Consider the following 23,301-nt stretch of genomic DNA (forward strand, 5'->3'; position numbering starts at 1 on the left):
GCGCTCTGTCCTGCATCTGCGGCTGGGCTTTTGCCCTAGGCTGTCGCCTCGCTGACCGCGACGATTGTGCAGATCGCCTCGGTGACTTGCGCCGTGGTCGCACTGCCTCCGAGGTCCCCGGTGTGGAGCTTTGGATTCGCCGTGACGGCTTCGATTGCGTGCATCAAGCGCTTCGCGGCATCGAACTCGCCGAGATGCTCGAGCATCATGACGGCGGACCAAAAAGTGCCGATGGGATTGGCCAGGCCTTTGCCCATGATGTCGAATGCCGAGCCGTGGATCGGCTCGAACATCGACGGGTAGCGGCGCTCGGGATCGATGTTGCCTGTCGGCGCGATACCGAGGCTGCCGGCCAGCGCGGCAGCGAGATCGCTGAGAATATCCGCGTGCAGGTTCGTCGCGACGATCGTATCGAGCGAGGCGGGACGATTGATCATGCGTGCCGTCGAAGCGTCGACGAGTTCCTTATCCCACTTGACGTCTGGAAACTCTGTCGAAATCTGAAGCGCCACCTCGTCCCACATGACCATCGCGTGTCGCTGCGCGTTGCTTTTGGTAATGACGGTGAGTTGCTTGCGCGGGCGCGACTGGGCGAGCCGAAAAGCGAACCGCATGATGCGCTCGACGCCGGCGCGCGTCAGAATCGATACATCCGTCGCCGTCTCGATCGGATGACCTTGATGCACGCGCCCCCCGATGCCCGAGTACTCGCCTTCGGAGTTCTCCCGCACGATGACCCAATCGAGGTCTTCCGGCCTGCATCGTTTGAGCGGGGCATCGATGCCGGGCAAAATGCGCGTGGGCCGTACGTTCGCGTATTGATCGAGCCCCTGGCAGATTTTCAGGCGTAGCCCCCACAGCGTGATGTGATCGGGAACGTCGGGATCTCCCGCGGAGCCGAACAGGATGGCATCCTTGCCGCGCAGCGCGTCAAGACCGTCGGGCGGCATCATGACGCCGTGCTTGCGATAGTAGTCGGCGCCCCAATCGAAGTCCTTGAATTCGAATGCGAACCGCTCGGCGGTCTTCGCGAGTGCTTCGAGCACTTGTTTGCCGGCGGGAATCACTTCCTTGCCAATGCCGTCGCCGGGAATCGCCGCGATACGGTACGTCTTCATGTTGCATCCTCGAAACGTTGTGTTCAGGACGCCAAACTTAACCCAACCTCCGGTGCAGTAGCCGATGCTAAACTCAAAGCATTCTTAACTTGAATTCACAAGTCGTGCCATGTCGGAAACCGTTCTTCCGTCCGATCTCAGCTTCTTTTCGACGCTCGCGGCTTCGGGGAGCCTCAGTGCCGCTGCGCGTGAGCTCGGACTGACAGCGGCTGCCGTCAGCAAGCGGCTCACTCAGATGGAGCGGCGCGCCGGTGTCGCGCTCGTCAATCGCACGACCCGGCGCATGATGCTGACGCCGGAAGGCGAACTCTATCTCGCGCATGCGCGCCGCATTCTCGACGAGATAGGCGAGCTCTCGGAATTGCTCGGTAGCGTCAAGAAGACGCCGAAGGGATTGCTGCGCGTCAATGCGACGCTCGGTTTTGGGCGAAGCCACATCGGGCCGGCGATATCGCGCTTCGTCACGCAGTACCCGCAGGTATCGGTGCAGCTTCAGCTCTCGGTAACGCCGCCGCCGCTGACAGAGGACACTTTCGATGTTTGCATCCGCTTCGGTGAGCCGCCCGATACACGCGTGGTGGCCCGCAGGCTCGCGCTGAATCGCAGGCTTCTATGCGCAGCGCCGTCTTATATCGCCTCGCACGGTATGCCGGCGAGCGCGCGCGATCTGGCGAAGCACAACTGTATCGGCATTCGCCAGGGCGACGAAGCTTACGGTGTATGGCGGCTCACGTCGGGGAGAGGGGCTGCGCGCAAGACGGAAACGGTGAGAATCAACGGCAACCTGACGACAAACGATGGCGAGATTGCCGTGAAGTGGGCGCTCGACGGTCACGGCATCCTCATGCGCGCCGAGTGGGACATCGATGAGTATCTGGCCGATGGACGGCTCGTGGCCGTTTTGCCGGGGTATGACACGCCGAGCGCTGACATCTACGCTGTCTATGCGCAGCGGTTTCAGATGTCTACCAGGATTCGCGCATTTGTCGATTTTCTGGCGCTGCACTTGGAGGGTGCGCGTAACGCCCGTCGCTGATCAGCTGCGCTTATGGGCGATTAAAGCGGTGCTGACGCTCGTACGGTGATCGAATAGGTCAGATACGACAAAGCTTGTACCAGGCGGGCTTATGTCCGGGTCGTCGAAGAGCTTGCTGTGCGACGTGGTCAGGCTGCGAGCTTGAATTCCATTCGCTTGCCTAGCGCCGTAAGGGCGCTCGCCAGAGTCGTCAGCGTAAGGCTTGTATCTTCCTCGTCCAGCAAGCGATTCAATGCTGCCCGGCTCGTGTGCATGCGTTCCGCCATCGCTGTTTTGGACAACTTTTGAGCTTTCATCTCCTGCGCGATCTGCCACGCGATGATTCTTTTCATGGCGGTGGCTGTGGCTTCTTCGAGCCGACCTTCCTCGGCGAGGAAGTCGTCGAAGCTACTTCCGACGTGCTTGTTTGCCATGGGGTGACTCCTTCGATTGCTTCGCACTTGCCGCGTCGTGAGCTTGCCGCATTCTTGTTCGGGCGAGTTTCAGATCAGACGTAGGCGTTTGCTGCGACTTCTTAATGAAGCCGTGGAGCAAAACCATCTTGTCGTCAATGACCGTGAAGAGTACCCGAGCAATCCGCTGCCGCAAGTCAACTCGGACCTCCCAGATTTCTGCTTCCATCTTTCGGACCAAAGGCATCCCGATCGGCCAGCCAAGCTCGACGGTTTTGATGTCGTCACCGATAGACTTTCGATCTTCGATGTCCAGCCCGCGAAGCCATTCACGAACGGGCTCATTGCCATTTTCTGACCGATAGAAGTAGACAAAGAGCACGCGATCGGGAGGGGCCATGCGGGAAGCAGTATCTGAGAACGCCACCATCGTACCAATTTTGGTACGTTTGTCAAGGGGGGGCGTGGGTTGCGGTTGCGCGAAACGGCGACGGATCGGCAACCTCTCCGCTTGCTGTCGGGGCTGGATACGCTCGTTTTCTGCCACCGAGTCTCCGCAAAGGTCGGAATGATCGAGCGTTGCGGGACGACTAGATCTTTCGTCGAGCGTCTCGCGGAGAAGGGGCTGTTGGCGGCTGGTGTCGATGGCCAGTGCAGGGTTCTTCCGTGCTACGATTTCCGACAGACCCGACCTGGTATTCCAGGGGCTATCTATTCTTTTCCAAGAACGAACAAAAGACGGGGGACGATATGGGTTGGGGATTCAGAAGAACGTTTAAGATCGCGCCGGGAGTACGCGTCAATCTCAGCAAGAGCGGCGTGAGCGCATCGATTGGTGGCCGCGGGCTCACTTATAACACGCGGGGTAAGTTGACGGTTAGCATTCCCGGCGCAGGCATCCGATACACGGAGAATCTAAATGCGCGCAGGACTGCTGCTCCGATCGGAGCCGCTGTCGCAGCGAGCAGGAGACTCGATTCGTCGAGAGAGGGCGTGCTTTCAAAAAGAGAGCAGGCCACCCGTGATTTCGTTGTCTTGATAAAGGATCGAACGACCAAGGCACTCCAGAGTTACTTCATTTCTCATGGTATCTACGTCGCCGTCGACGATCTTCCACAAGCTGTGACTCTCGAGGAGCATCAGAGCTTTCTTGGCCGCCTTGCGCCCTCATTAGAGGTCACGACTCGGGCGATTAAACTCGCTATGGATATCGGATCGCTATCTCTGGCCGAAAAAGAGAAAGCGATGTCGGCGTTGTACAAGATCGAGGAATTGTGCGGCGAAAGTCATGGAGACCGAGGAGAGCTGAGCGACGCGGCCATTTCTTTATATGAACGAACGCAAGCCTGGCCTTTGCCGCCGAGTCTGGGCGCGCCGTTTTTGGTTGCGTTGGTAGCGTGCCCATTGCTTCTCACGGGTCTGTCCGTTGTCGCCCTCGTTTTGATCGTCCTCCCGGTCATCTATGTGGCGTTCAGGCTGAAAGCGTTCGAGACTGCAAAAGCTACGGCGGGGGAAGCAATTGACGAGGCTGAAATCAAGTTCGAGGCTCTGTTGAACATTGAAGTGTCACCGCGCCCCACGGTGCCGAAGCGGACCGACAATACCCGTGCGAATGCCCTCATGTTGGGAGCGGTAGTGATCGCATTTGCCGTTGCTGCCGTTGCCTTTCGCGCGGTCAGTGATAAGGCGTTAGTGCCATCTACGGGGGCTTCGGCGCAAGCGCTATTGCCACGGCCCGGAGGCAACGCTGATGGACCGGTGACTAACGCTTCGACAGCGACCGCGACCGTAGTTGCATACAAGACCAGCTTCAACTGCGCCAAGGCGCGCTCCGACTCGGAACGCATAATTTGTAGCGATGCTGAGTTGGCCGCTGATGATGTGGAACTGGCTGCGATTTATGCCGAGGCGAAAGCGGTCGCGACACACCAAGCCGCATTCAAGGACCATGTGCGCCAACAGTGGAACTATCGCCAGCGCAAGTGTCACGACCGAGATTGTGTTTCCCAGTGGTACGCAGACCAAAAGCAATGGCTCATGAACATCGTGAACGGGAAGGGGGGCAGTGTGAGCCAGCCGCAAGCCAATGGACCGTCATCGGTGTCGACGTTTCAAACGAGCTTTGATTGTTCGTCAGCGACATTCCTCGACGATCAGGCGATTTGTCACGATCCCGGTCTTGCTGCGATGGATCTCGAGATGGCGCACGATTATGCCGCGGCGGTGCAGCGCGGGTCACCGGACAAGCTCGCAGACAGCCAGCACGACTGGGTTATGCAGCGGCGCAATTGCGCGGGTGAATTGAACTGTCTGCGGCATGCTTACGGCGTGCGTATCGACCAAATTCAGCGCTGGCCGGGAGCGCCCGCGCTCGAATCGGAGTGACTACGCCAATCAGAGTGATTTGGCGAGTTCCGTCAGCTCGGTATGGAGCTGCACGCGAAGTACACGCTTTTTTGCGAAGGCGCGCGCGGGCACCTCGGCCGCCAGCTCATGGAGAAGTGGGAACTCAATAAAGACGCCGACCCGCAGGTCTACGGCATCGGCATCAAGGAACTGTGGGAGGGTGATCCGGCCGAGCACCAGCCGGGGCTCGTCATCCATACGGCCGGCTGGCAGCTCGAGCGGCATGCTGGCGGCGCAGGCCGCTTTCGAAGCCGTGCAGGCCGGGCGCAGCAGTGACGAGCTGGCCGCCTACCCGGAGGCATTCAAATCCTCATGGTTGCACGAAGAAGTCAATCGCGCGCGCAACTTCAAGCAGTGGATGAGCAAGGGGCTCTACCTCGGCACGCTGATGGGTCGGCATCGAGTAAAAGCTCCTCGGCGGCAACGTGCCGTGGACGCTCCATCTGGGTTACGCCTGAAGGCAATGGTGGGCCAAACTATGCGAACATGTAATGCCCGAACTCGACGGAGCGCGCTTCAGCCGCGACCGTGGGGTGAAGAGGGCTGATACGGTTGCTCAGCGTTTGGCAATGACCATGGATATCCGATCACATTCGCGTCCCAAAGAAATACAAGACTTCATAGACGGAGCCAGGGTGCTCTTCACGGCCGAGACGCTGACAAAAGAGGCCCGCGCATTGACGGTTCAGATATTCGCGCTGCTCGAGCGACATGGCGAGATTCGCTTGGAGACACGCGAGCGCTTTCCCGCTTGCGATTGGCTCGATAGCACGCTCGAGCCGTATCTGGGCGCGGACAATGCATTCGGCCAAGTGGCGCGAAGCATCAAAGCGCTCGAACCGTATATCGGCTGGTCCCGGCGGATGACCGTCGCGAATGCGAGCGAGAATTTTCTGGAGGGCCATGCGAACGGCACGATCTGCGGCCCAGGCGGCACCGAGGAACGGTCCGATCTTCAGCTTGGCTTTACGATCATGAAGCCTGACGTCCGCTACCCCGATCACAGTCATCCGCCTGAAGAAGCGTATGTGCTGATGACCGCCGGGCAATTTCGCAAGGACCGGGGGCCATGGCTTTCGCCAGGGATTGGTTGCGGCATCCACAATGTCCCCGGCGCGATTCACGCTGTGCGCTCGGACGACAATCCATTCCTGGCTTTGTGGTGTCTTAAGGTCTGACCTATGGCGCTCTCGCCCCACATGCACGGATCACCAGGGCCACGACATCGTCGGTCAGCGCTGCAAACGCTTTTTTCGACAGCGCACGTTTGCCTGAAAGCGCCTTGATCTGCGCATCGAAATCAGCGTAGTGCTGCGTGACAGCCCAGATCAAATAAAGCAGTGCACGCGCATCGATCGGTGCGAGCAGCCCGCGCGCAATCCAATCGTTGATGACGACGACGCGCGTTTCCATCCACGGCTTGACGCGTTCCGAAAGAATATCCTTCATGTGCGTGGCGCCTTGAATGATCTCGCTGGCCCAGACCTTCGATCCGAGTGGGCGGCGTTGCGAGAGCGCCATCTTCGCTCGCACATATCCTTCTATCGCTTCGACAGGGTTGTCGCTCGAATCGAACGTATTGGCCGCGCAATGCCATTCCTCGAATACGTCGTCCAGCACGCGGCGATAGAGCGCTAGTTTCGTCGGAAAGTAGTAGTGCACGTTGGCTTTCGGCACACCAGCGCGCTCGGCGATCATGGCCGTGCTCGCCCCCTCGAGGCCTCGCTCGGCAAACACGGCCTCGGCGCAAGCGAGCAAATGCGCTTCGTTGGACAGCCGGATATGTGCCTTGCGGCGTCGCAATATCGGTGGGTCCGATTGCGCGTCGGAGTGTTCGGCCATCGCCGCTCGTCGGTCGTCGATCTTCATGTAAGCGCCTTGTTCGATCATATGCCGCGTCCGGTCCCATTGTAGTCGTCAGCGGTCTCGTCATCGCCCGAATAAAGAAAAGATTGCAAAGTCGAGGCCAATGTTCTAAAACCTGTCCAATCGGACAGGATTCGATCCGCATTGAAACGATGAAATCGATGAAGCACGTACTTCAATGCAATGCGCGATTCCCATGCGATCGTCAGGCATGCCAATCGTCCGATTTCGATAAGGAGCGCGTCCGATGAGCACGAGTGCAATGACAGAGCGCGGCATCGATACGTCGATGAGGGTCAACGGCCAGCGCCTGTGGGACAGCCTGATGACGATGGCGAAGATCGGCGCGACAGCGAAAGGCGGTGTATGCCGCCTTGCGTTGACCGATCTCGATCGGCAAGGGCGCGATCTGATCGTCAGTTGGGCGAAGGAAGCCGGCTGTACGGTCAGCGTCGATCAGATGGGCAATGTCTTCATGCGGCGCGCGGGCCGTCATCCCGACGCCGCCCCGGTCATGACGGGCTCGCATGCCGATTCGCAGCCCACCGGCGGCCGGTTCGACGGCATTTACGGCGTGCTCGGCGGGCTCGAGGTGATTCGCACGCTCAACGATCATCGCATCGAAACGGAGCATCCGGTCGAGGCCGTCATCTGGACCAATGAGGAAGGCTCGCGCTTTGCCCCGGCGATGGTGGCCTCAGGCGTGTTCGCCGGCGTTTTTACGCTCGAATACGGGCTTTCGCGTAAGGACATCGAAGGAAAGACGATCGGCGAGGAATTGCAGCGGATCGGTTACGCAGGCGACGTGCCCTGCGGCGGCAGGCCGATCCACGCGGCGTTCGAACTGCATATCGAGCAGGGGCCGATTCTCGAGGCGGAGGACAAGACGATCGGTGTCGTCACCGATGCGCAAGGGCAGCGATGGTACGAAATCGTGCTGACCGGACAGGAGGCACATGCGGGCCCTACGCCGATGCCGCGTCGCCGCGATGCGCTGCTCGGGGCCGCACGCGTCGTCGATCTCGTCAACCGGATCGGGCTGGCTCATGCACCGCTTGCCTGCGCAACGGTCGGCATGATGCAGGTTCATCCGAACTCGCGCAACGTCATTCCCGGGCGCGTCTTTTTCACTGTCGACTTTCGCCATCCCGACGATGCCGTACTCGCGCAAATGGACGCCGAGCTGCGCCAGGGCGTAGCCGACATCGCCAACCGTATCGGTCTCGAAACCGCGCTCGACCAGATCTTTTATTACGCACCCATTGCGTTCGATCGTGCCTGCGTCGAATCGGTCAGGCGTGCCGCACAGCGCTTCGGCTATTCGCATCGCGACATGGTGTCGGGAGCCGGACACGACGCCTGCTATCTCGCACAGGTGGCCCCGACATCGATGGTGTTCGTGCCCTGCGTCGACGGCATCAGCCATAACGAAATCGAGGATGCCACGCCCGAATGGATCGAGGCGGGAGCGAACGTGCTGTTGCACGCGATGCTCGAGCGCGCATGCGAGCCCGTCTGACGCGCGCGGTTTGATCGGCTGCTGTTTCACGTCGTCCAGTCCTGTCGTCCCTCTTGCGAAGGAGCACGCATGACCATCAAGAAGACCGGCGATATTGCCGCCGGGCGGCTTGACGCGGCTCGGTTGGCTTGCGAGTTTGCCGATATCGCGCCACTCATGAACGCCACGGAGGCAGCGATTGCGGCCAGCCGCTGCCACTATTGCTACGACGCGCCATGCGTGCATGCCTGTCCGACGCAAATCGATATCCCCGGATTCATTCGCAAGATCGGCAATGGGAACCTGAAGGGCGCGGCGCGCGATATTCTGTCGGCCAATCCGCTCGGCGGCATGTGCGCGCGGGTCTGCCCGACCGAAATTCTGTGCGAAGGCGCGTGCGTTCGAAACGATCAGGACAACGAACCGGTACGGATTGGCGCGTTGCAGCGGCATGCGACGGACTGGGCCATGGCCCGCGGCGAGCCGCTCTTTGCGCGCGCACCCGATACGGGGCGCCGCATCGCCGTGGTCGGTGCGGGACCGGCCGGGCTCGCCTGTGCGCATCGTCTTGCACTGTCGGGCCATCGCGTAACGATTTTCGATGCGCATGCGTTGCCAGGCGGCCTCAATGAATACGGCATTGCCGCCTATAAAACAGTCGACGACTTCGCGCAGCGCGAGGTGCAATGGCTGCTGTCGGTCGGGGGCATCGAATGGCGCTCCGGTGCAGCGCTTGGGCGTGACATCGACCTGGCGGAGTTGCGTCAGCAGCATGACGCGGTCTTTCTGGCAGTTGGGCTCGCGGGGGTCAAGGCGGTCGGTATCGAGGGCGAAAGGCTGGCCGGCGTCGAAGACGCTATCGCGTTCATCGCGCGGCTGCGCCAGGCAAAGGACAAATCGACCTTACCCGTCGGCCGTCGCGTGGTCGTCATCGGCGGCGGCAATACGGCTGTCGACGCCGCCGTGCAAAGCCGCAAGCTCGGTGCCGAGAGCGTGACGATGGTCTACCGGCGTGGGGTGGAGGCGATGAGTGCGACGTGGGCCGAGCGCGAATTCGCGCAAAAGCAAGGCGTAACGATCGTGCTGTGCGCGCGGCCGCTGCGCCTCATTGCAGACGGCGACGGACGCTATGTGACCGGCGTGGAATTCGAGCGCACCCGCGAAGACGAATCGCACCGCCTCATCGACACGGGCGAGCGTTTCGCCATCGAGGCCGACATGGTACTGAAGGCGATCGGGCAGAAGCTTGTCGCTGACGGCATCGATCGCGAGATTCTCGGGCTCGATGGCGGGCGCATCGTCGTCGACGACGAACGCCGTACCTCGCTTGCGCAGGTCTGGGCCGGCGGCGACTGCGCCGCACGTGAAGGCCTCGATCTGACGGTCCAGGCCGTGCAGGACGGCAAGCTCGCGGCCGAATCGATGGACCGGCATTTCGCCCGCACGGCCAAGCACGCGGCCTGACGCGCTCAGCCCGATTCTTTCCCAGCCTTCGCCCCACGGAGCCGACCATGGCCGATCTTCGCTGCACCGTTGCCGGCATTTCATCGCCGAATCCGTTCTGGCTCGCTTCGGCTCCGCCAACCGACAAGGCCTACAACGTCAACCGCGCCTTCGAGGCGGGCTGGGGCGGTGTGGTCTGGAAGACGCTCGGTCTCGATCCGCATGTCGTCAACGTCAGCTCGCGCTACGGCGCTGTGCAATGGAACGGGCAGCGCATCGCGGGGCTCAACAATATCGAGTTGATCACCGATCGCCCGCTCGACGTCAATCTGCGCGAAATCGAGCAGGTCAAACGCGATTGGCCCGATCGCGCGCTGATCGTTTCGTTGATGGTGCCTTGCAACGAGCAGGACTGGAAATGGATTCTGCCGCGTGTCGAAGATACCGGCGCCGATGCCGTGGAACTCAATTTCGGGTGCCCGCATGGCATGAGTGAACGCGGCATGGGCTCCGCCGTCGGTCAGGTGCCCGAATACATCGAAATGGTCACGCGCTGGGTCAAGGAGGGTACGCGGCTGCCGTGCCTCGTGAAGCTCACGCCCAACATCACCGACATCCGGCTCGGCTCGCGCGCCGCATTCAAGGGCGGTGCCGATGGCGTATCGCTGATCAACACGATCAATTCGATTGTCGCCGTCGATCTCGATCAGATGGCACCCATGCCGACCGTCGACGGCAAAGGCACGCACGGCGGCTATTGCGGCCCGGCTGTGAAACCGATTGCGCTCAACATGGTGGCCGAAATCGCGCGCGACAGCGAGACGCCGGGTTTGCCGATTTCTGGCATCGGCGGTATCACGACATGGCGCGACGCGGCCGAGTTCATCGTGCTGGGCGCCGGCAGTGTGCAAGTCTGCACCGCCGCGATGCATTACGGCTTTCGGATCGTTTCGGATCTTGCCGATGGGCTCTCGAACTGGATGGATGAAAAGGGCTACGCGACGCTCGACGACATCCGCGGCCGTGCGGTGCCGAACGTGACGGATTGGAAGTACCTGAACATGAGCTACGACATCAAGGCGCGCATCGATCAGTCGCGCTGCATCCAATGCGGGCTCTGCCATATCGCCTGTGAAGACACTTCGCATCAGGCCATTACACGAGAAAAGGACGGCGTGCGCCATTTCGAGGTGATCGACGACCAGTGCGTCGGGTGCAATCTTTGCATGCACGTCTGCCCGGTCGATCAATGCATCACGATGGAGCGCGTCGACAGTGGCGCCTATTCCAATTGGACCACGCATCCGAACAACCCGGCGCGCACGCAGGACGAGGCCGGCGTTCCTGCGCAAGCGGCCTGACGCGAGCCCGGACGCGCCGCATGAGACGGCGCGCCGGTCATTTGATAGTCGGTGCGTGCACATGGCACGCAGGCGACGACGGGAGAACCCAATGAATCAGTCCGTAGGAAGCAGCGATGCCGTCATGCAGCCGAGCTTGGCTGCGAGCCCGCTCTACAACGACGACCTCGCGCCCACCGACCCGGCTCGCCGAACCTGGAAGTGGTATCACTTCGCGGCGCTATGGGTTGGCATGGTGATGAACATCGCCTCGTACATGCTGGCGGCCGGGTTGACCGATCAGGGCATGTCGCCGTGGCAAGCCGTGCTGACCGTACTGCTCGGCAACGTGATCGTCCTCGTGCCGATGCTGCTGATCGGCCATGCGGGTGCGAAGCACGGAATTCCCTACGCCGTGCTGGTGCGCGCCTCGTTCGGTACACAAGGCGCCAAACTGCCTGCGTTATTGCGGGCGATCGTCGCCTGCGGCTGGTATGGGATTCAGACCTGGCTCGGCGGCAGCGCGATCTATACGCTGCTCAACATCCTGACCGGCAACGGCTTGCAAGGCGCGCCGATCGCGGTGCTCGGCATTTCGGCCGGGCAGGCGGCCTGCTTTCTGTTTTTCTGGGGCATCCAGATCTACTTCATCGTCAACGGCACCGATTCGATCCGCTGGCTCGAAAGTTGGTCCGCGCCGATCAAGGTCGTGATGTGCGTGGCGCTCGTCTGGTGGGCGACGTCCAAAGCGGGCGGTGTCGGCTCGATGTTGTCGACGCCATCCCAGTTCGTGGCGGGCGGCAAGAAGGCCGGGCAATTCTGGGCGACGTTCTGGCCGAGCCTGACTGCGATGGTCGGGTTCTGGGCCACGCTGGCGCTGAACATTCCCGATTTCACACGCTTTGCGCGCACACAGCGCGACCAGATGGTGGGGCAGGCAATTGGCCTGCCGTTACCGATGGCTTTGCTCTCCGTCATCTCCGTGGTGGTGACCTCGGCCACGGTCGTCATCTACGGCAAGGCGATCTGGGACCCGATCGATCTGACGAGCCGCATGACCGGTATCGGCGTCGGGCTCGCGCTGATCATCCTCACGCTCGATACGATGTGCTGCAATCTCGCAGCCAACCTCGTCGGTCCGGCGTACGATTTCTCGAGTCTTTGGCCGCGAGCAGTGTCATATAAGACCGGTGGCCTGATCACCGCAACGATTGCAATCGTCATGATGCCTTGGAAGATTCTCGCGACCACGCAGGGCTACATTTTCACGTGGCTGGTCGGATACTCGGCGCTGCTCGGTCCGGTGGCGGGCATCATGATGGTCGACTACTTTCTCGTGCGACGCACCCGGCTCGATCACGGCGAGCTGTTCGACGAGCATGGCGAATATTCGTACACGGGCGGATGGAACCCCGCGGCTGTCGCGGCACTGCTGATCGGCGTGCTGCCGAACCTGCCTGGCTTTCTCAATACCGCATTTCCCTCGGCATTCCCGAATGTGCCCGATATGTTCAAGGAACTGTATACGTATGCGTGGTTCGTCGGGCTCGTGTTGGCCGCGCTCGTATACGGCGTGTGGATGCGGCTCGGCGATCGGGCGAATCCTCGTATCGCCCGGGCGTAGCGGCACGAAGACATCAGCGTCAACTTCCATTGACGACATGGCATGGAATAGGAGACATCGAAATGGCAATCCTGATTCGCGGTGGCACCGTGGTCGACGCGAACGACACTTATCGGGCCGATGTGCTGTGCCACGACAGTGCGGCGGGCGGCACGATCGCGCAGATTGGGCTCGATCTCGATGTGCCGGCTGACGCGACCGTCATCGATGCGGGCGGGCAGTATGTGATGCCAGGTGGCATCGATCCGCACACGCATATGGAGTTGCCGTTCATGGGCACGCGGGCCAGCGACGACTTCTTCACGGGCACGGCAGCCGGTCTGGCGGGCGGCACGACGAGCATCATCGATTTCGTGATTCCGAATCCGCGGCAGCCCCTCATGAGCGCGTTCGAGGATTGGCGCGGCTGGGCCGGGAAGGCCGCGGCCGATTACGGCTTTCATGTCGCGGTGACGTGGTGGGACGAATCGGTTCATCGCGACATGGGCACGCTCGTGCATGAGCATGGTGTCTCGAGTTTCAAGCACTTCATGGCCTACAAGAACGCGATCATGGCCGACGACGAAGTGCTCGTGAACAGTTTTATGCGCGCGCTCGAGCTCGGGGCGCTGCCGACGGTGCATGCGGAGAACGGCGAACTCGTGTTCCGGCTGCAGCGCGAATTGCTCGCTCGCGGCTTCACCGGACCGGAGGCCCATCCGCTTTCGCGTCCACCCGAGGTCGAAGGCGAGGCGGCCAACCGAGCGATACGGATCGCGCAGGTACTGGGCGTGCCGGTCTACATCGTGCACGTGTCGGCGAAAGATGCGCTCGATGCAATCATCCGCGCGCGCAGCGAAGGCCAGCGCGTATTCGGCGAAGTGCTCGCGGGGCATCTCGTCATCGACGAATCGGTCTACCGGGATACCGACTGGGGACGTGCGGCCGCGCACGTCATGAGCCCGCCGTTTCGCACGCAGGCGCATCGCGATGCGCTCTGGCATGGATTGCAGGCCGGTCATCTGCAGACGACTGCGACCGATCATTGCGTGTTCTGTGCGTCGCAAAAGGCGATGGGGCGGGACGATTTCACAAAAATTCCGAACGGATGCGGCGGCGTGGAAGACCGCATGTCGGTGCTCTGGCATTACGGCGTCAACATGGGGCGCCTCACGCCGAACGAGTTCGTGCGTGTGACGTCGACGAACGCCGCGCAGATTTTCAATCTTTATCCGCGCAAAGGCGCGGTGGTGCAGGGCGCCGATGCCGATCTCGTGGTCTGGGACCCGCGGGGGAGCCGAACGATTTCAGTGGCCACGCACCATCAGAACGTCGATTTCAACGTATTCGAAGGAATCACGGTCAAAGGCGTGGCTACGCATACGATCGCGCGCGGCGAGCTGGCGTGGGCCGATGGCGATTTGCGCGCGCGGCGCGGGCAGGGCCGTTATCTGAAACGGCCGCCGAATCCCGCCTATTTCGACGCCATACGTGTGGCGAACCGGCTCAAGGAACCGGCACCGGTGGCGCGCTGAGGACTGACGCGCAGGCGGTGTTGCCGTGTTGACGTGCGTCAAACCTCGGATGCGGCGACGGAACACGCCGGGCGATCAAGCTCGACTGACGCGCATCTCGCGCGCGATCGCCACGAAGCCGGCGATATATCCGATTTCCTCTTCTCCGCGGCGGATACCCAAATTGATGCTCTTGCCGATGCCGCGCTTGCCAAGCCGCACGGCTCGAATCGGGAAATCGGCGCCCTCTTCGTGAACGAGCCAGTCGGGCAGCACCGAAACGCCGCGCCCGGCGGCGACGAGCTGGAGCATAAGATCGGTCGCTTCCGCGCTTCTACGGTTCCTCGGCTTGCAATGAGCCGGGATGAGAAAGCGCGTATAGATGTCCAGCCGGTCTTCGCTGACGGGAACGGTGATCAGTTCTTCGTCGCGCAGGTCGCGAGGCTGAACGAAGGCACGCGCAGCCAACGGATGCGCTTCGTGCACGACCAGGACGAGCTCGTAGTCGATGACAGGCGTGAAGCGAATATCCGGTAAATCGATGGGATCGGGCGTAACGAGCAGGTCGATCTCATGGCCGGCAAGTGCCGCAACGCCGTCGAAGCGGAACGCTGTGCGTACGTCGAAGTCGACGTCCGGCCAGGCGGCAAGGTAACGGGGCGTGAGCCGCGATAGCCACTTTTGGCAGGGATGGCACTCCATGCCGACGCGCAGTGCGCCGCGCCGACCTTCGGCGAAATCCACCAACACGCGCTCGGCGTGATCGATTTGGGGCAACACGCGCTGCGCCAAAGCGAGCAGATACTCCCCGGCCTGAGAAAAGCGCAGCCCGCGCCCGCTCTTCGTCCAGATCTTGACGCCGTGCTGCTCTTCCATCTTTCGGATCGTGTGCGACAGCGCGGACTGCGTGACGTTGAGCCGTTCCGCGGCTGCGGTGACGCTGCCTAGCCGATCGACTTCCAGCAGGATAGCGAGCTGTTGGCGGTCTAGCATCCATGATCTCCATTCATTGTTCCATGAAAACATACCATTTCTGCTCATGGACGTGCGTTGCTATTCTGACCGAAATTCATGGCCGCGTGACCGCGTGCCGTCATATTGAAACGAGGAAGAAATAGTGAAGGCATGTTCCAGAGAGATCACAGACGACGCTTCGACGGAAAACCTTGCTTGCATATTCGATCAAGTTGCCGATCGCAAGAAGTCGAACTCGATGAAATGGGCGATTGCCGAAAAGCTGCTTTCAGCAGATGAATTCGCTGCGGATTCGTTGCCCATGTGGGTTGCCGATATGGATTTCCGCGCGCCCCACCCTGTGATCGAGGCGCTTCACGAAGCGGTCGAGCACGGCATCTTCGGCTATCCGGGCGGCGCCACCGACAGCTATGTCGAGGCGGTGGTCGGCTGGCAGGCCAAGCGTTTCGACTGGGACGTCCCCAAAGAATGGGTGGTGCAGACGTCCGGCATCATCACCACGCTGAAGACTGCGGTGCAGGCGTTTTCGTCGCCGGGCGACACAGTGCTGATTCAGCCGCCGGTCTATGCGCATTTCCACAACGACGTCCTGATGAACGGACGCCATCTGGCTTTCGCGCCGCTCGAACGAACGGACACGGGCTATCGCTTCAACGAAAAGACGTTCGAAGCGGCGATCCGCGATAACACGAAGCTCTTCATCCTTAGCCATCCCCATAATCCGACCGGGAATGTGTGGTCCGAGGACGATCTGCGCGTCATGGGAGAAATTTGCCTTCGGCATGGCGTGCTCGTCGTCTCCGACGAAATCCATCAGGACCTGATCGTCAACCCCGCGAAAAAGCACATTCCGTTTGCTTCGCTCGGCGAAACGTTCGCGCAGAACAGCTTCTGGCCTGGATGGACTGCCGAGGGTTGGAAATGGACGCCGACGCGCTCGATAAATTCATGCTGACCAAGGCGAGGCTTTGGGCCAGCATCGCGTACTCGATAGCTGCACGACGCGAGTTCAAAAAGGCGAGGTCGTGGTCGTCTGCGGGCCTTCGGGATCGGGAAAGTCGACGCTCATCAAGACCATCAATGGGCTGGAGGTTTTCCAGCAAGGTTCCATCACCGTCGACGGCGTCAGCGTGGGACATTCGAAAGCGGATCTGGCGTCACTGCGTACCCGGGTCGGAATGGTCTTTCAGCATTTCGAGCTGTTCCCGCATATGAGCATTTTGGACAACCTCACATTGGCGCAGATGAAGGTGCTCCGGCGATCCCGCGAAGAAGCCGACGTGAAGGCGATGATGCTGCTCGATCGGGTGGGGCTCGAGTCGTACGCCCGAAAGTTTCCGGGGCAAATGTCGGGCGGACAGCAGCAGCGTGTTGCCATCGCCCGCGCATTGTCGATGGACCCCGCGGCGATTCTGTTCGACGAGCCGACGTCGGCCCTCGATCCGGAGATGATCAACGAGGTCCTGGACGTGATGATCGAGCTCGCACAAGAGGGTATGACGATGGTCTGTGTGACGCATGAAATGGGTTTTGCGCGCAAGGTCGCCGATCGCGTGCTTTTCATGGACGCCGGCGTAATCGTCGAGGACTGCGTCAAGGACAGCTTCTTCGATACGCCTCGATCGGAGCGCGCTCGGGACTTTCTTGCGAAGGTCCTGCATTGATACTCTCCGTGCGGTCTGCCGATCGGCGGCAACGTTCGGATGCATACTCCGCTCGCCTCAGCGACGCTTCCCCTTACCGCTCGCTTTCTTGTTGCGGCTATCGGCCCGGGAGGTTCCCGTGCCGGAAGCGGGCCGCGAGGGCGGCGCCGGACGCTGCTCCGGAGCGGTCCGTGCGCTGGGCGGCAGACGTTTCAACTGCTCACGGCACGCTTTCACTTCACCTCTGATTTCATTGTTGTCCCGCAGCGCGTCTGTGATCTGACGTTTTTCCACGTCTTCCATGCGGGAGGCGGCGATCATGAGAATCTTCGTGCCGGCCGCGAGGTGTTGGTCGATCATATCGAGCAGCGGCGCCGCGCCGAACGGAACGGTGCCGGCCGGATCCTCGAGCCGCTCGGCGAGCGCACGCACGGTCGCTCGAAGCCATTGACGCTTCGCTGTATCGAAGTCGGCGACGTAGCGCCATTCGAGACGGATGGTGAACGATTGAATTTGGTCGATTTCGCGTTCGGCGGTCGTCGCGGCATCCACGCTGGGGTGCCGAGTGCCGACGTCCTCGATCAGTTGGTTGCGAGTCGCGTCGATATCCTTCGCGGCACGCGACACGTCGTCGGACAGTTGATCGGATAGTTGTTGAAAGCGCAACGGGTCGAGTGTCGGCTCGCGGCTGAGCTCCGCCGCGTTTCGGTACCCGTGCGAGAGGTCGGCGAGCACACTCAGCGTGTACTGAACCGATTTGGCCGTGCGGGCCACACGCCGCGTGAATTGCAACGTACGTTGAGCACGTTCGCCGGCGACACCGCGAGTCAGACGTTTGCTCCGGCCCGCGGACGGCACGGCGGCGGCCTGCTCGCGCACCTGCCTCACCGTCTCGGCCAGCAACCGGAGCTTCGCCGTGCAATCGGCCGTAGCGCCATCGTGGATCGCACGACGGGCCTCGCCGTAGCATTCGACCAGCTCGGCGACCGAGCGCATAGCCACGGTCAGGGCGTTCAGGTTCAACTGCAGATTGGCGTGGTTGTCCGCGATGATCTCGGCTGCATCCGCCGGTGGCGAAGGCATTTGCGCAAGATGCGCCTCGATGCGCTGCACGGCTTCGCGCGTGGTCGCGATCAGCGCTTCGTTGGCAGTTTCCTCTTCTCGCGCCGCGGCGCGGTCTTCGGGGGAAGCACCGAACCGCACGATCGGAAGCGATTGCCGAAGGTCGTACATGCATTTCAGCGCCGGCCCCATTGCGGCGGACTCTTCGATGGTGAACGCGACGGTCGCGGCGTGAGCCTTCTGAAAGGCGCCGTTGAGGAGTCTCGTTCGCTGTCGGGCACACGCGCTCGTGAATTGGCGAAGGGCGGGGCCCAGGGCCCGACCATAAGCGGGTGCCGCGGCCCCGGCCGCCACGGCGGCCTTGCGCACCCGATCCGCTGCGTCGAGCAGGTTCGTCTCCCGATCGAGCATCGCTTCCACGTACTGTTCCAACGCGGCGAAAGGCGCCGCCAGGCGGGCGGCATCGATATCCGCCGCGTCACGCGGGAACGGCGTCGCTTCCAGCTTGGCCCGCAGTGTCTGGCAATGCCAGCGCACATCCGAACCGATCAATATTTCGGCGGCCGTCACACTCGTGCTCGCCGCGGTCGGATCGGCATCCTCGTCATGCGGCTCATGCGTCGTGGCCGACATCGCCGAGAACAGCTCGACGAGCGCCTCGTTCATTTGACCGACAGCCGCGTTGCGGGACTCGCCGAGCTCTGCGGACAGTTGCCGCGCTTTGGGAGAAGAGCGTGCCGCTTCGGGCCAAGATGCCGTGGAATCATCGAACGTGTGAAGCGCATCGTCGTAGGCGCGCGCAGTCTGATACCAGGACTCGAACGTATCGACCAGGCTGTCGAGGGAACGCGACGGGTCGTTGCGACGCGCTTGTGCCGCGACCAGAAGACCGCCGGCTTGAACCAGCGGAGCTTCGAGGGCCGAGTGCAACGCGGCCAGCAGCGCCGGTACGTTCGGCTCGCCTCGCAGGACGAGCGGCAGCGCGCTCAGGACGTACTCGAGTTCCGATAAAACGTTCTTGCGGTTCCCCGCCGGGGCCATCGCGGGATTCTGTGCCGCGGCGGCCGACAACTGCCCGAAAGCGTCGACGACCACGCGCAGCTCGGCGTCGAAGGCCTCGATCGGTGCCACATCGAGCGGCAGCGCGCGAAGCGAATCCGCCTCGCAGTGTTCGAGCGCGGTGCGCAATGGTTTCAGCACCGCGTCCAGGGCTCGCGGATTGCCCACTGCGAAAGCATGCCGGTTTCGCTTGAAGTGGGTCATGGCGGTCAGCAGCGAAGCCTTGACGATCAGTCGCGCTGTCTGAGCCTCGCAATGCGCGGCCGCTCCGTCGAGCTTCGCGACGTCTGCGCCGGCTGCGCCGACCTTGCGCGCCAAATCGATTGCGGCGCGGTATTGATCGGCCGCGGTCTGCCAGGCTCGTGCCGCGTCCTCGCATTCGAATACCGTTTTGGGCAACTGCTCCAGGGGGTGGAAGGCCCGCAGGGCATCGCTGAAGTCCGTGGCGAACGTGATCGGATGAAGCGTCTCCGCCTGCCTGCGCAATTCTTCCGCGCCGGCGGCGAGCGCGTGTGCATCGGCCGGAATGCTCGATAGTGCCACCCACTCCGACAACATCTGCTGCCGTTCGGCGCGACGCGCGCCGCCGGACCAGAAGTTCGGCGTGCCGTTGAGTGCGGAGTCGGCCAACACGAGAAAATCGTCGTCCGCATCGTCTGTGTTGCGCTCGGATCGCCGGCTCGACGTCATTGAGCCGCTCGATGACGAATGCGCGCCGTCGGTATCGCGAGATGCTGAAATGGCTGCGCGGTCCTGCAGCCTCAACCTGTCGAATTGCCGAGTCAGCGCTCGCTGAAAGCGCGGGCCGCGCGCGATCGGTTGCAGCTCAGGGTGCGAACCAACATTGCCGCTGCCGAATGTGCCGCCGCCTTGATGCCCGCCCGGGGTAGCGTGCGCCTCGCGCGGGCGCGTACGCAGCACGGCCAGCGGTCCGCTCGGCGGCGTGCGGTTGCCGGATGGCCCGGATGGTCTGGATGGTCTGGATGTAGGGCGGTCGTCGCTATGAGAGCCGTGAGCGGAGGGCGAATCCATGGGTGCCGTTGTCGTCGGTAGGGTCGGGCGGTCGATGGGCATTACGATTGTCTATGCGGGCCGACTCATACCAAAGGAGCCGATCGCCGCGCACTTGGCGGCGGGAGGAGCACGGTTCGAAGTAGATCTTCGGTGCCGCCAGCGTAGTGCCCGAGGCTGCGCCGCGGTAGGCAGCCGGCGAAAAGCCGCGGCACTCGGCGAACGCTGTACGCCGTACTTGCGAGGATGGCGCGGGTGCGAACGTCGAGCGCGTGTCTCTACCCGTTGCCGCCGGCCGACAGTTCGGCCCAATCGAGCTCTTGCACGAGCGTGCGGTAGGCCTGGTCGCCGATGACTTCTTCATTGCGCAGCGCGATAACCTTGCGGCGCGCAGCGTCGATCGCCTTGCGCCTCAGTGGGCCACCGGGCACCTCGTTCAGCGGTTTGCCGTGATCGTGGCTCGCGTTGAGCTCGACGACGGCTTGATACTCCTTTCTGAGCAATTTCGCGTGCATGGAGTCGTCCGCTTCGATCGAATCGAGCAGTGCCTGATAGATCAAGGTCCGGCCGGTTCGCACCTCTTTTGCAACGGGATCGTCGTCGGACAGCTTCAGCAGCCGGATGATCGGTTTCATCGTGAGGCCTTGAAGCACGAGGGTCCCGAAGACGACCACGAACGCACACAGCAAGATGATGTCGCGGTAGGGAAACGGCGAACCGTTGGGCAGCGTCTGCGGAACCGCGAATGCCGCGGCAAGCGTCACGATGCCTCTCATCCCCGCCCATGAGACAACGAGCCCGGCTCCCCACGAGCGGTTCTTGCGCGTCACGGGATTGGCCTTCCGGTTCTGAAACATTACGAGCGCGCTGTAGCCCATGACCCACAGGAACCGCGTCGCGATGGCCACGCCGAGTACGACGATCGCGGCAACGACGGCCTCGATGCGCGGGGTGCCCGTCCCGCTGCCCAGGCGCTCCCAGATCGGTCGCAGCTGCATGCCGATCAATACGAATGCGAGTGCATTCAAGACGAAGACCACAGCCTCCCAGACTGCAAGGATGGGCACACGCATGCGCGCAGGGATGCGCGGACCGCCCCCGCGCGCCATGGTCATCGCGAACGCCACCATCGTTAAAATGCCGGAGAGGCCGACCTTTTCCGCGAGTATCCAAACGGCGAAGGTGAAAGCGAACTGCAGGATCAAAGAGATGGCCACATGGTCCGAGGCGGTCGTGATCGGTCGCAAGACGATTGCCAAAACGATCCCGGCCGCAATACTGCCGAATACCGTCAGCAGGAACATCGGCATGTAATCGCCGAAGCTCAGCGGCCCGGCAACAAGGGTGGTCAGCGCGAGTCGGTAGATGAACAGAGCGCTTGCATCGTTGAGCAGGCTCTCGCCTTCGAGCACATTCAGCACTCGTTGCGGCAGTCCCACCTGGCGCATGACGGCAGTTGCGGCTGCCGCGTCGGGCGGCGCCACGATGGCGCCCACGGCAACCGCGATGGCCCACGGCATGCCCGGCATCAGCCAGTGACAGGCCAGCGCCACGCCGACCACGGTTGTACCCACCGCGGCAATCACGAGCCCGGCCACCGGGCGCCAGTTCGCACGAAGGTCCCGAAGCGATGTGTCATAGGCGGCGTCCAGCAGAACTGGGGCAACGAACAGGGCCAGCGCCAGTTGCGGGTCGAGCGTCCATCTCGGGCTGGCGGGCAGGAATGCCACGCCCGCGCCCCCGAGCGCGAGCAGTGTCGGGTACGGTGCACCGATTCTGCGAGCCAGTTCCGCCAAAAACGCCGCCGCGATCAGCAGCACGATGATCCATTCAAACGTTTCCACGACTCAATCCCTGTTATCGGCCGAATCGAAGTCTAGCGCGAGCACGAGTGGGTTCGTAAAGAAAGGTTCGTCAGATTGCCCGAGCGGCGGAAAACGGTGAACATGGCGGGAAGGTCGCCATTCATGCGGACAGAACGATCGAGGTGGCCCAGATTGTGGAACCGTTCTAGACACGGAATGTGTGCAGCGTTGCCGCTTGCTCTGGGTAGTCCAGAAAACCTATAAATATCCATGGGTCGGCGCGCGCATGCGCATCGTTAGAATCGAGACGTTCTCATTCGCCGGGCCATCGGATATGAAACGCATCGTTGCCCTGCTGATGGTGTCCTTTGTTTCCCTGAGCGGGATCGGTATAGCAAGACGAGGGCGGTCGTCCTTATGAACAAACGAATTCATCTCGCCTGCCTGGCGCCGTTATGGTTTGCAGGGGCAATGTGCGCGAATGCGGGCACGTCCGGCTCGGTACAACTGCGGGCACCAGGCGTGCTCTGCGATCGATTCATGTGTGCGGACGACAAGGGCATCTCACGCTCGCTGACCGAGCGCTACCTGGGTGCGCACGCCGCGGCGAGGCTTTTTTCGCAGGGCGATTTCAGCCTCACCGAATTCACGTTCGCCAACGGTATTTTCTGCGATGTAAAGGAGCGTGTCTGCCGCATCAATCGCTACTACGGCGAAAATGGCAAGCGCAGCGGCGCGATATCGAAAAAATACACGGCGCTGTTATTTGGCAAGTGACGTCCCATTCGCGGGTGCCGGAACGGAGCGGGCGCACGGCGCCCACTCGCATTCAAACGAACGATGACGTGCGTGCGTCAGGATCCTTCGAGGGGCACCGTCGGCTTGCGGACGATGGAGTGATGATGGACTGCCGTCCTGGTGGCCTTGCCATGATGCGGCGAGGTCGCGGTCGATCGAGCGGTATCCCCGACCCGATCCGCCTGGGTATCGGAACGATCGGCGGCACGAGCGAGGCCCTTGTCGCGATCGCCCGAAATCGGGCTGTTGGAATTCTTGATTCCTTCCGCGCTCATATGGCTGGCCGACAAGCCGCCGACATTGCCGGCCGCGCTGCCCATCGCGCTGCCCATTCCGGCACCATGTCCGCCACCAGCGCCGCCGCCACCACCCGAACCACCGCCGCCGCCGCCACCGCCACCGCCACCGCCACCGCCCGCACCACCACCGGCAGCGAACGAGACGGACGATACGGCCAAAGCAATACTGGTGACGGCGAAAAGCGCCCAACGTTTAGTTTTCATTTGAATCCCCCTGATCGAGTGCCTGCGCTCGCATTGTGCGATTTCCCGTCCCCAAATCAATGCAATGTCGTTACCGTTTGTATCCGGAAGCAAACAGGCGGGAGGCCGCGATCGGCGTGCGCCCGCCGAGCCGCGGCCGCGATGCGGTTTCGGGCGGTGCGCCAGCGGCGAGAGCATTCGATACAAATTGCAGTGCAGCATCGGCCGCATGAGCCGACCGCATCGCTGC

Annotated in this window: 18 protein-coding genes and 2 pseudogenes; 12 read left to right on the top strand and 8 right to left on the bottom strand. The window is 62.1% G+C overall.

The genetic code is table 11. The annotated features are described in order from the left end of the window. Positions 1-35 precede the first annotated feature (35 nt). Positions 36-1,118 (bottom strand): tartrate dehydrogenase, encoded by a 1,083-nt coding sequence (locus ACR9ZC_RS15250; RefSeq protein WP_481580946.1) that lies wholly within the window; start codon positions 1,116-1,118, stop codon positions 36-38. 109 nt (positions 1,119-1,227) lie between these two features. On the opposite strand from ACR9ZC_RS15250, the gene ACR9ZC_RS15255 reads away from it, so the two are divergent. Next, on the top strand, positions 1,228-2,154 hold the full coding sequence (locus tag ACR9ZC_RS15255) for a LysR substrate-binding domain-containing protein (RefSeq protein WP_481580947.1): 927 nt from the start codon (positions 1,228-1,230) through the stop codon (positions 2,152-2,154). A gap of 128 nt (positions 2,155-2,282) precedes the next feature. Here the strand turns inward: ACR9ZC_RS15255 and ACR9ZC_RS15260 are convergent, their stop codons facing one another. Then, a complete protein-coding gene (locus tag ACR9ZC_RS15260; protein WP_107151575.1) occupies positions 2,283-2,567 on the bottom strand; it encodes an XRE family transcriptional regulator in 285 nt (94 codons plus the stop codon). Beyond that, positions 2,542-3,093: a type II toxin-antitoxin system RelE/ParE family toxin gene (locus ACR9ZC_RS15265; RefSeq protein ID WP_481580948.1), complete on the bottom strand. Its 552-nt coding sequence runs from the start codon at positions 3,091-3,093 to the stop codon at positions 2,542-2,544. The genes ACR9ZC_RS15260 and ACR9ZC_RS15265 overlap by 26 nt, the downstream gene beginning before the upstream one ends. A 203-nt stretch (positions 3,094-3,296) precedes the next feature. Between ACR9ZC_RS15265 and ACR9ZC_RS15270 the strand changes: the two genes are divergently transcribed. The 3 genes and pseudogenes from ACR9ZC_RS15270 (at position 3,297) to ACR9ZC_RS15280 (ending at position 6,130) form a co-directional block, all read left to right on the top strand. Next, positions 3,297-4,931, top strand: coding sequence for a DUF4236 domain-containing protein (locus tag ACR9ZC_RS15270; RefSeq protein WP_481580949.1), 1,635 nt, complete (start codon positions 3,297-3,299; stop codon positions 4,929-4,931). A 33-nt stretch (positions 4,932-4,964) separates the two neighbouring features. After that, positions 4,965-5,356 (top strand): annotated as a pseudogene (locus ACR9ZC_RS15275) (NAD(P)/FAD-dependent oxidoreductase); the annotation flags it as partial. Positions 5,357-5,527: 171 nt separating this feature from the next. Further along, complete coding sequence (locus ACR9ZC_RS15280) at positions 5,528-6,130, top strand: dimethylsulfonioproprionate lyase family protein (RefSeq protein ID WP_481580950.1); 603 nt, start codon at positions 5,528-5,530, stop codon at positions 6,128-6,130. Position 6,131: 1 nt separating this feature from the next. Here ACR9ZC_RS15280 and ACR9ZC_RS15285 read toward each other — a convergent pair whose 3' ends face one another. After that, on the bottom strand, positions 6,132-6,821 hold the full coding sequence (locus ACR9ZC_RS15285) for a TetR family transcriptional regulator C-terminal domain-containing protein (RefSeq protein ID WP_481582676.1): 690 nt from the start codon (positions 6,819-6,821) through the stop codon (positions 6,132-6,134). A gap of 244 nt (positions 6,822-7,065) precedes the next feature. Between ACR9ZC_RS15285 and ACR9ZC_RS15290 the strand changes: the two genes are divergently transcribed. The 5 genes from ACR9ZC_RS15290 (at position 7,066) to hydA (ending at position 14,237) form a co-directional block, all read left to right on the top strand. Next, a complete protein-coding gene (locus tag ACR9ZC_RS15290) occupies positions 7,066-8,337 on the top strand; it encodes an allantoate amidohydrolase (RefSeq protein WP_481580951.1) in 1,272 nt (423 codons plus the stop codon). A gap of 69 nt (positions 8,338-8,406) precedes the next feature. Beyond that, the gene (locus ACR9ZC_RS15295; protein WP_481580952.1) at positions 8,407-9,780 is read left to right on the top strand and encodes an NAD(P)-dependent oxidoreductase; all 1,374 of its coding nucleotides are present in this window, start codon (positions 8,407-8,409) and stop codon (positions 9,778-9,780) included. 47 nt (positions 9,781-9,827) lie between these two features. Then, positions 9,828-11,120: an NAD-dependent dihydropyrimidine dehydrogenase subunit PreA gene (preA, locus tag ACR9ZC_RS15300; protein WP_481580953.1), complete on the top strand. Its 1,293-nt coding sequence runs from the start codon at positions 9,828-9,830 to the stop codon at positions 11,118-11,120. Positions 11,121-11,211: 91 nt separating this feature from the next. Further along, entirely contained in the window at positions 11,212-12,723 is a 1,512-nt protein-coding gene (locus ACR9ZC_RS15305) for an NCS1 family nucleobase:cation symporter-1 (RefSeq protein WP_481580954.1), read from the top strand. 62 nt (positions 12,724-12,785) lie between these two features. Further along, positions 12,786-14,237: a dihydropyrimidinase gene (hydA, locus tag ACR9ZC_RS15310; protein WP_481580955.1), complete on the top strand. Its 1,452-nt coding sequence runs from the start codon at positions 12,786-12,788 to the stop codon at positions 14,235-14,237. 75 nt (positions 14,238-14,312) lie between these two features. Here hydA and ACR9ZC_RS15315 read toward each other — a convergent pair whose 3' ends face one another. Further along, positions 14,313-15,209 carry a LysR family transcriptional regulator gene (locus tag ACR9ZC_RS15315; protein ID WP_481580956.1) on the bottom strand — a complete coding sequence of 299 codons (897 nt, stop codon included), beginning with the start codon at positions 15,207-15,209 and terminating at the stop codon, positions 14,313-14,315. A 124-nt stretch (positions 15,210-15,333) separates the two neighbouring features. Here ACR9ZC_RS15315 and ACR9ZC_RS15320 point away from each other — a divergent pair. Together ACR9ZC_RS15320 and ACR9ZC_RS15325 are read left to right on the top strand one after the other, a co-directional pair. After that, positions 15,334-16,080 (top strand): annotated as a pseudogene (locus ACR9ZC_RS15320) (MalY/PatB family protein); the annotation flags it as partial. A gap of 79 nt (positions 16,081-16,159) precedes the next feature. After that, complete coding sequence (locus tag ACR9ZC_RS15325; RefSeq protein ID WP_481580957.1) at positions 16,160-16,855, top strand: amino acid ABC transporter ATP-binding protein; 696 nt, start codon at positions 16,160-16,162, stop codon at positions 16,853-16,855. A gap of 57 nt (positions 16,856-16,912) precedes the next feature. Here the strand turns inward: ACR9ZC_RS15325 and ACR9ZC_RS15330 are convergent, their stop codons facing one another. Further along, positions 16,913-19,645, bottom strand: a complete 2,733-nt coding sequence (locus tag ACR9ZC_RS15330) for a hypothetical protein (protein WP_481580958.1) — start codon at positions 19,643-19,645, stop codon at positions 16,913-16,915. Between the two features lie 599 nt (positions 19,646-20,244). After that, entirely contained in the window at positions 20,245-21,810 is a 1,566-nt protein-coding gene (locus ACR9ZC_RS15335) for a Na+/H+ antiporter (protein ID WP_481580959.1), read from the bottom strand. A gap of 432 nt (positions 21,811-22,242) precedes the next feature. On the opposite strand from ACR9ZC_RS15335, the gene ACR9ZC_RS15340 reads away from it, so the two are divergent. Beyond that, a complete protein-coding gene (locus ACR9ZC_RS15340; protein WP_481582677.1) occupies positions 22,243-22,548 on the top strand; it encodes a YcgJ family protein in 306 nt (101 codons plus the stop codon). 77 nt (positions 22,549-22,625) lie between these two features. On the opposite strand, the gene ACR9ZC_RS15345 is transcribed toward ACR9ZC_RS15340, so the two are convergent. Next, positions 22,626-23,282 (bottom strand): hypothetical protein, encoded by a 657-nt coding sequence (locus tag ACR9ZC_RS15345; RefSeq protein WP_481580960.1) that lies wholly within the window; start codon positions 23,280-23,282, stop codon positions 22,626-22,628. Positions 23,283-23,301: the final 19 nt, after the last annotated feature.

The sequence above is a fragment of the Trinickia sp. HAY1-2D genome (assembly GCF_056754935.1).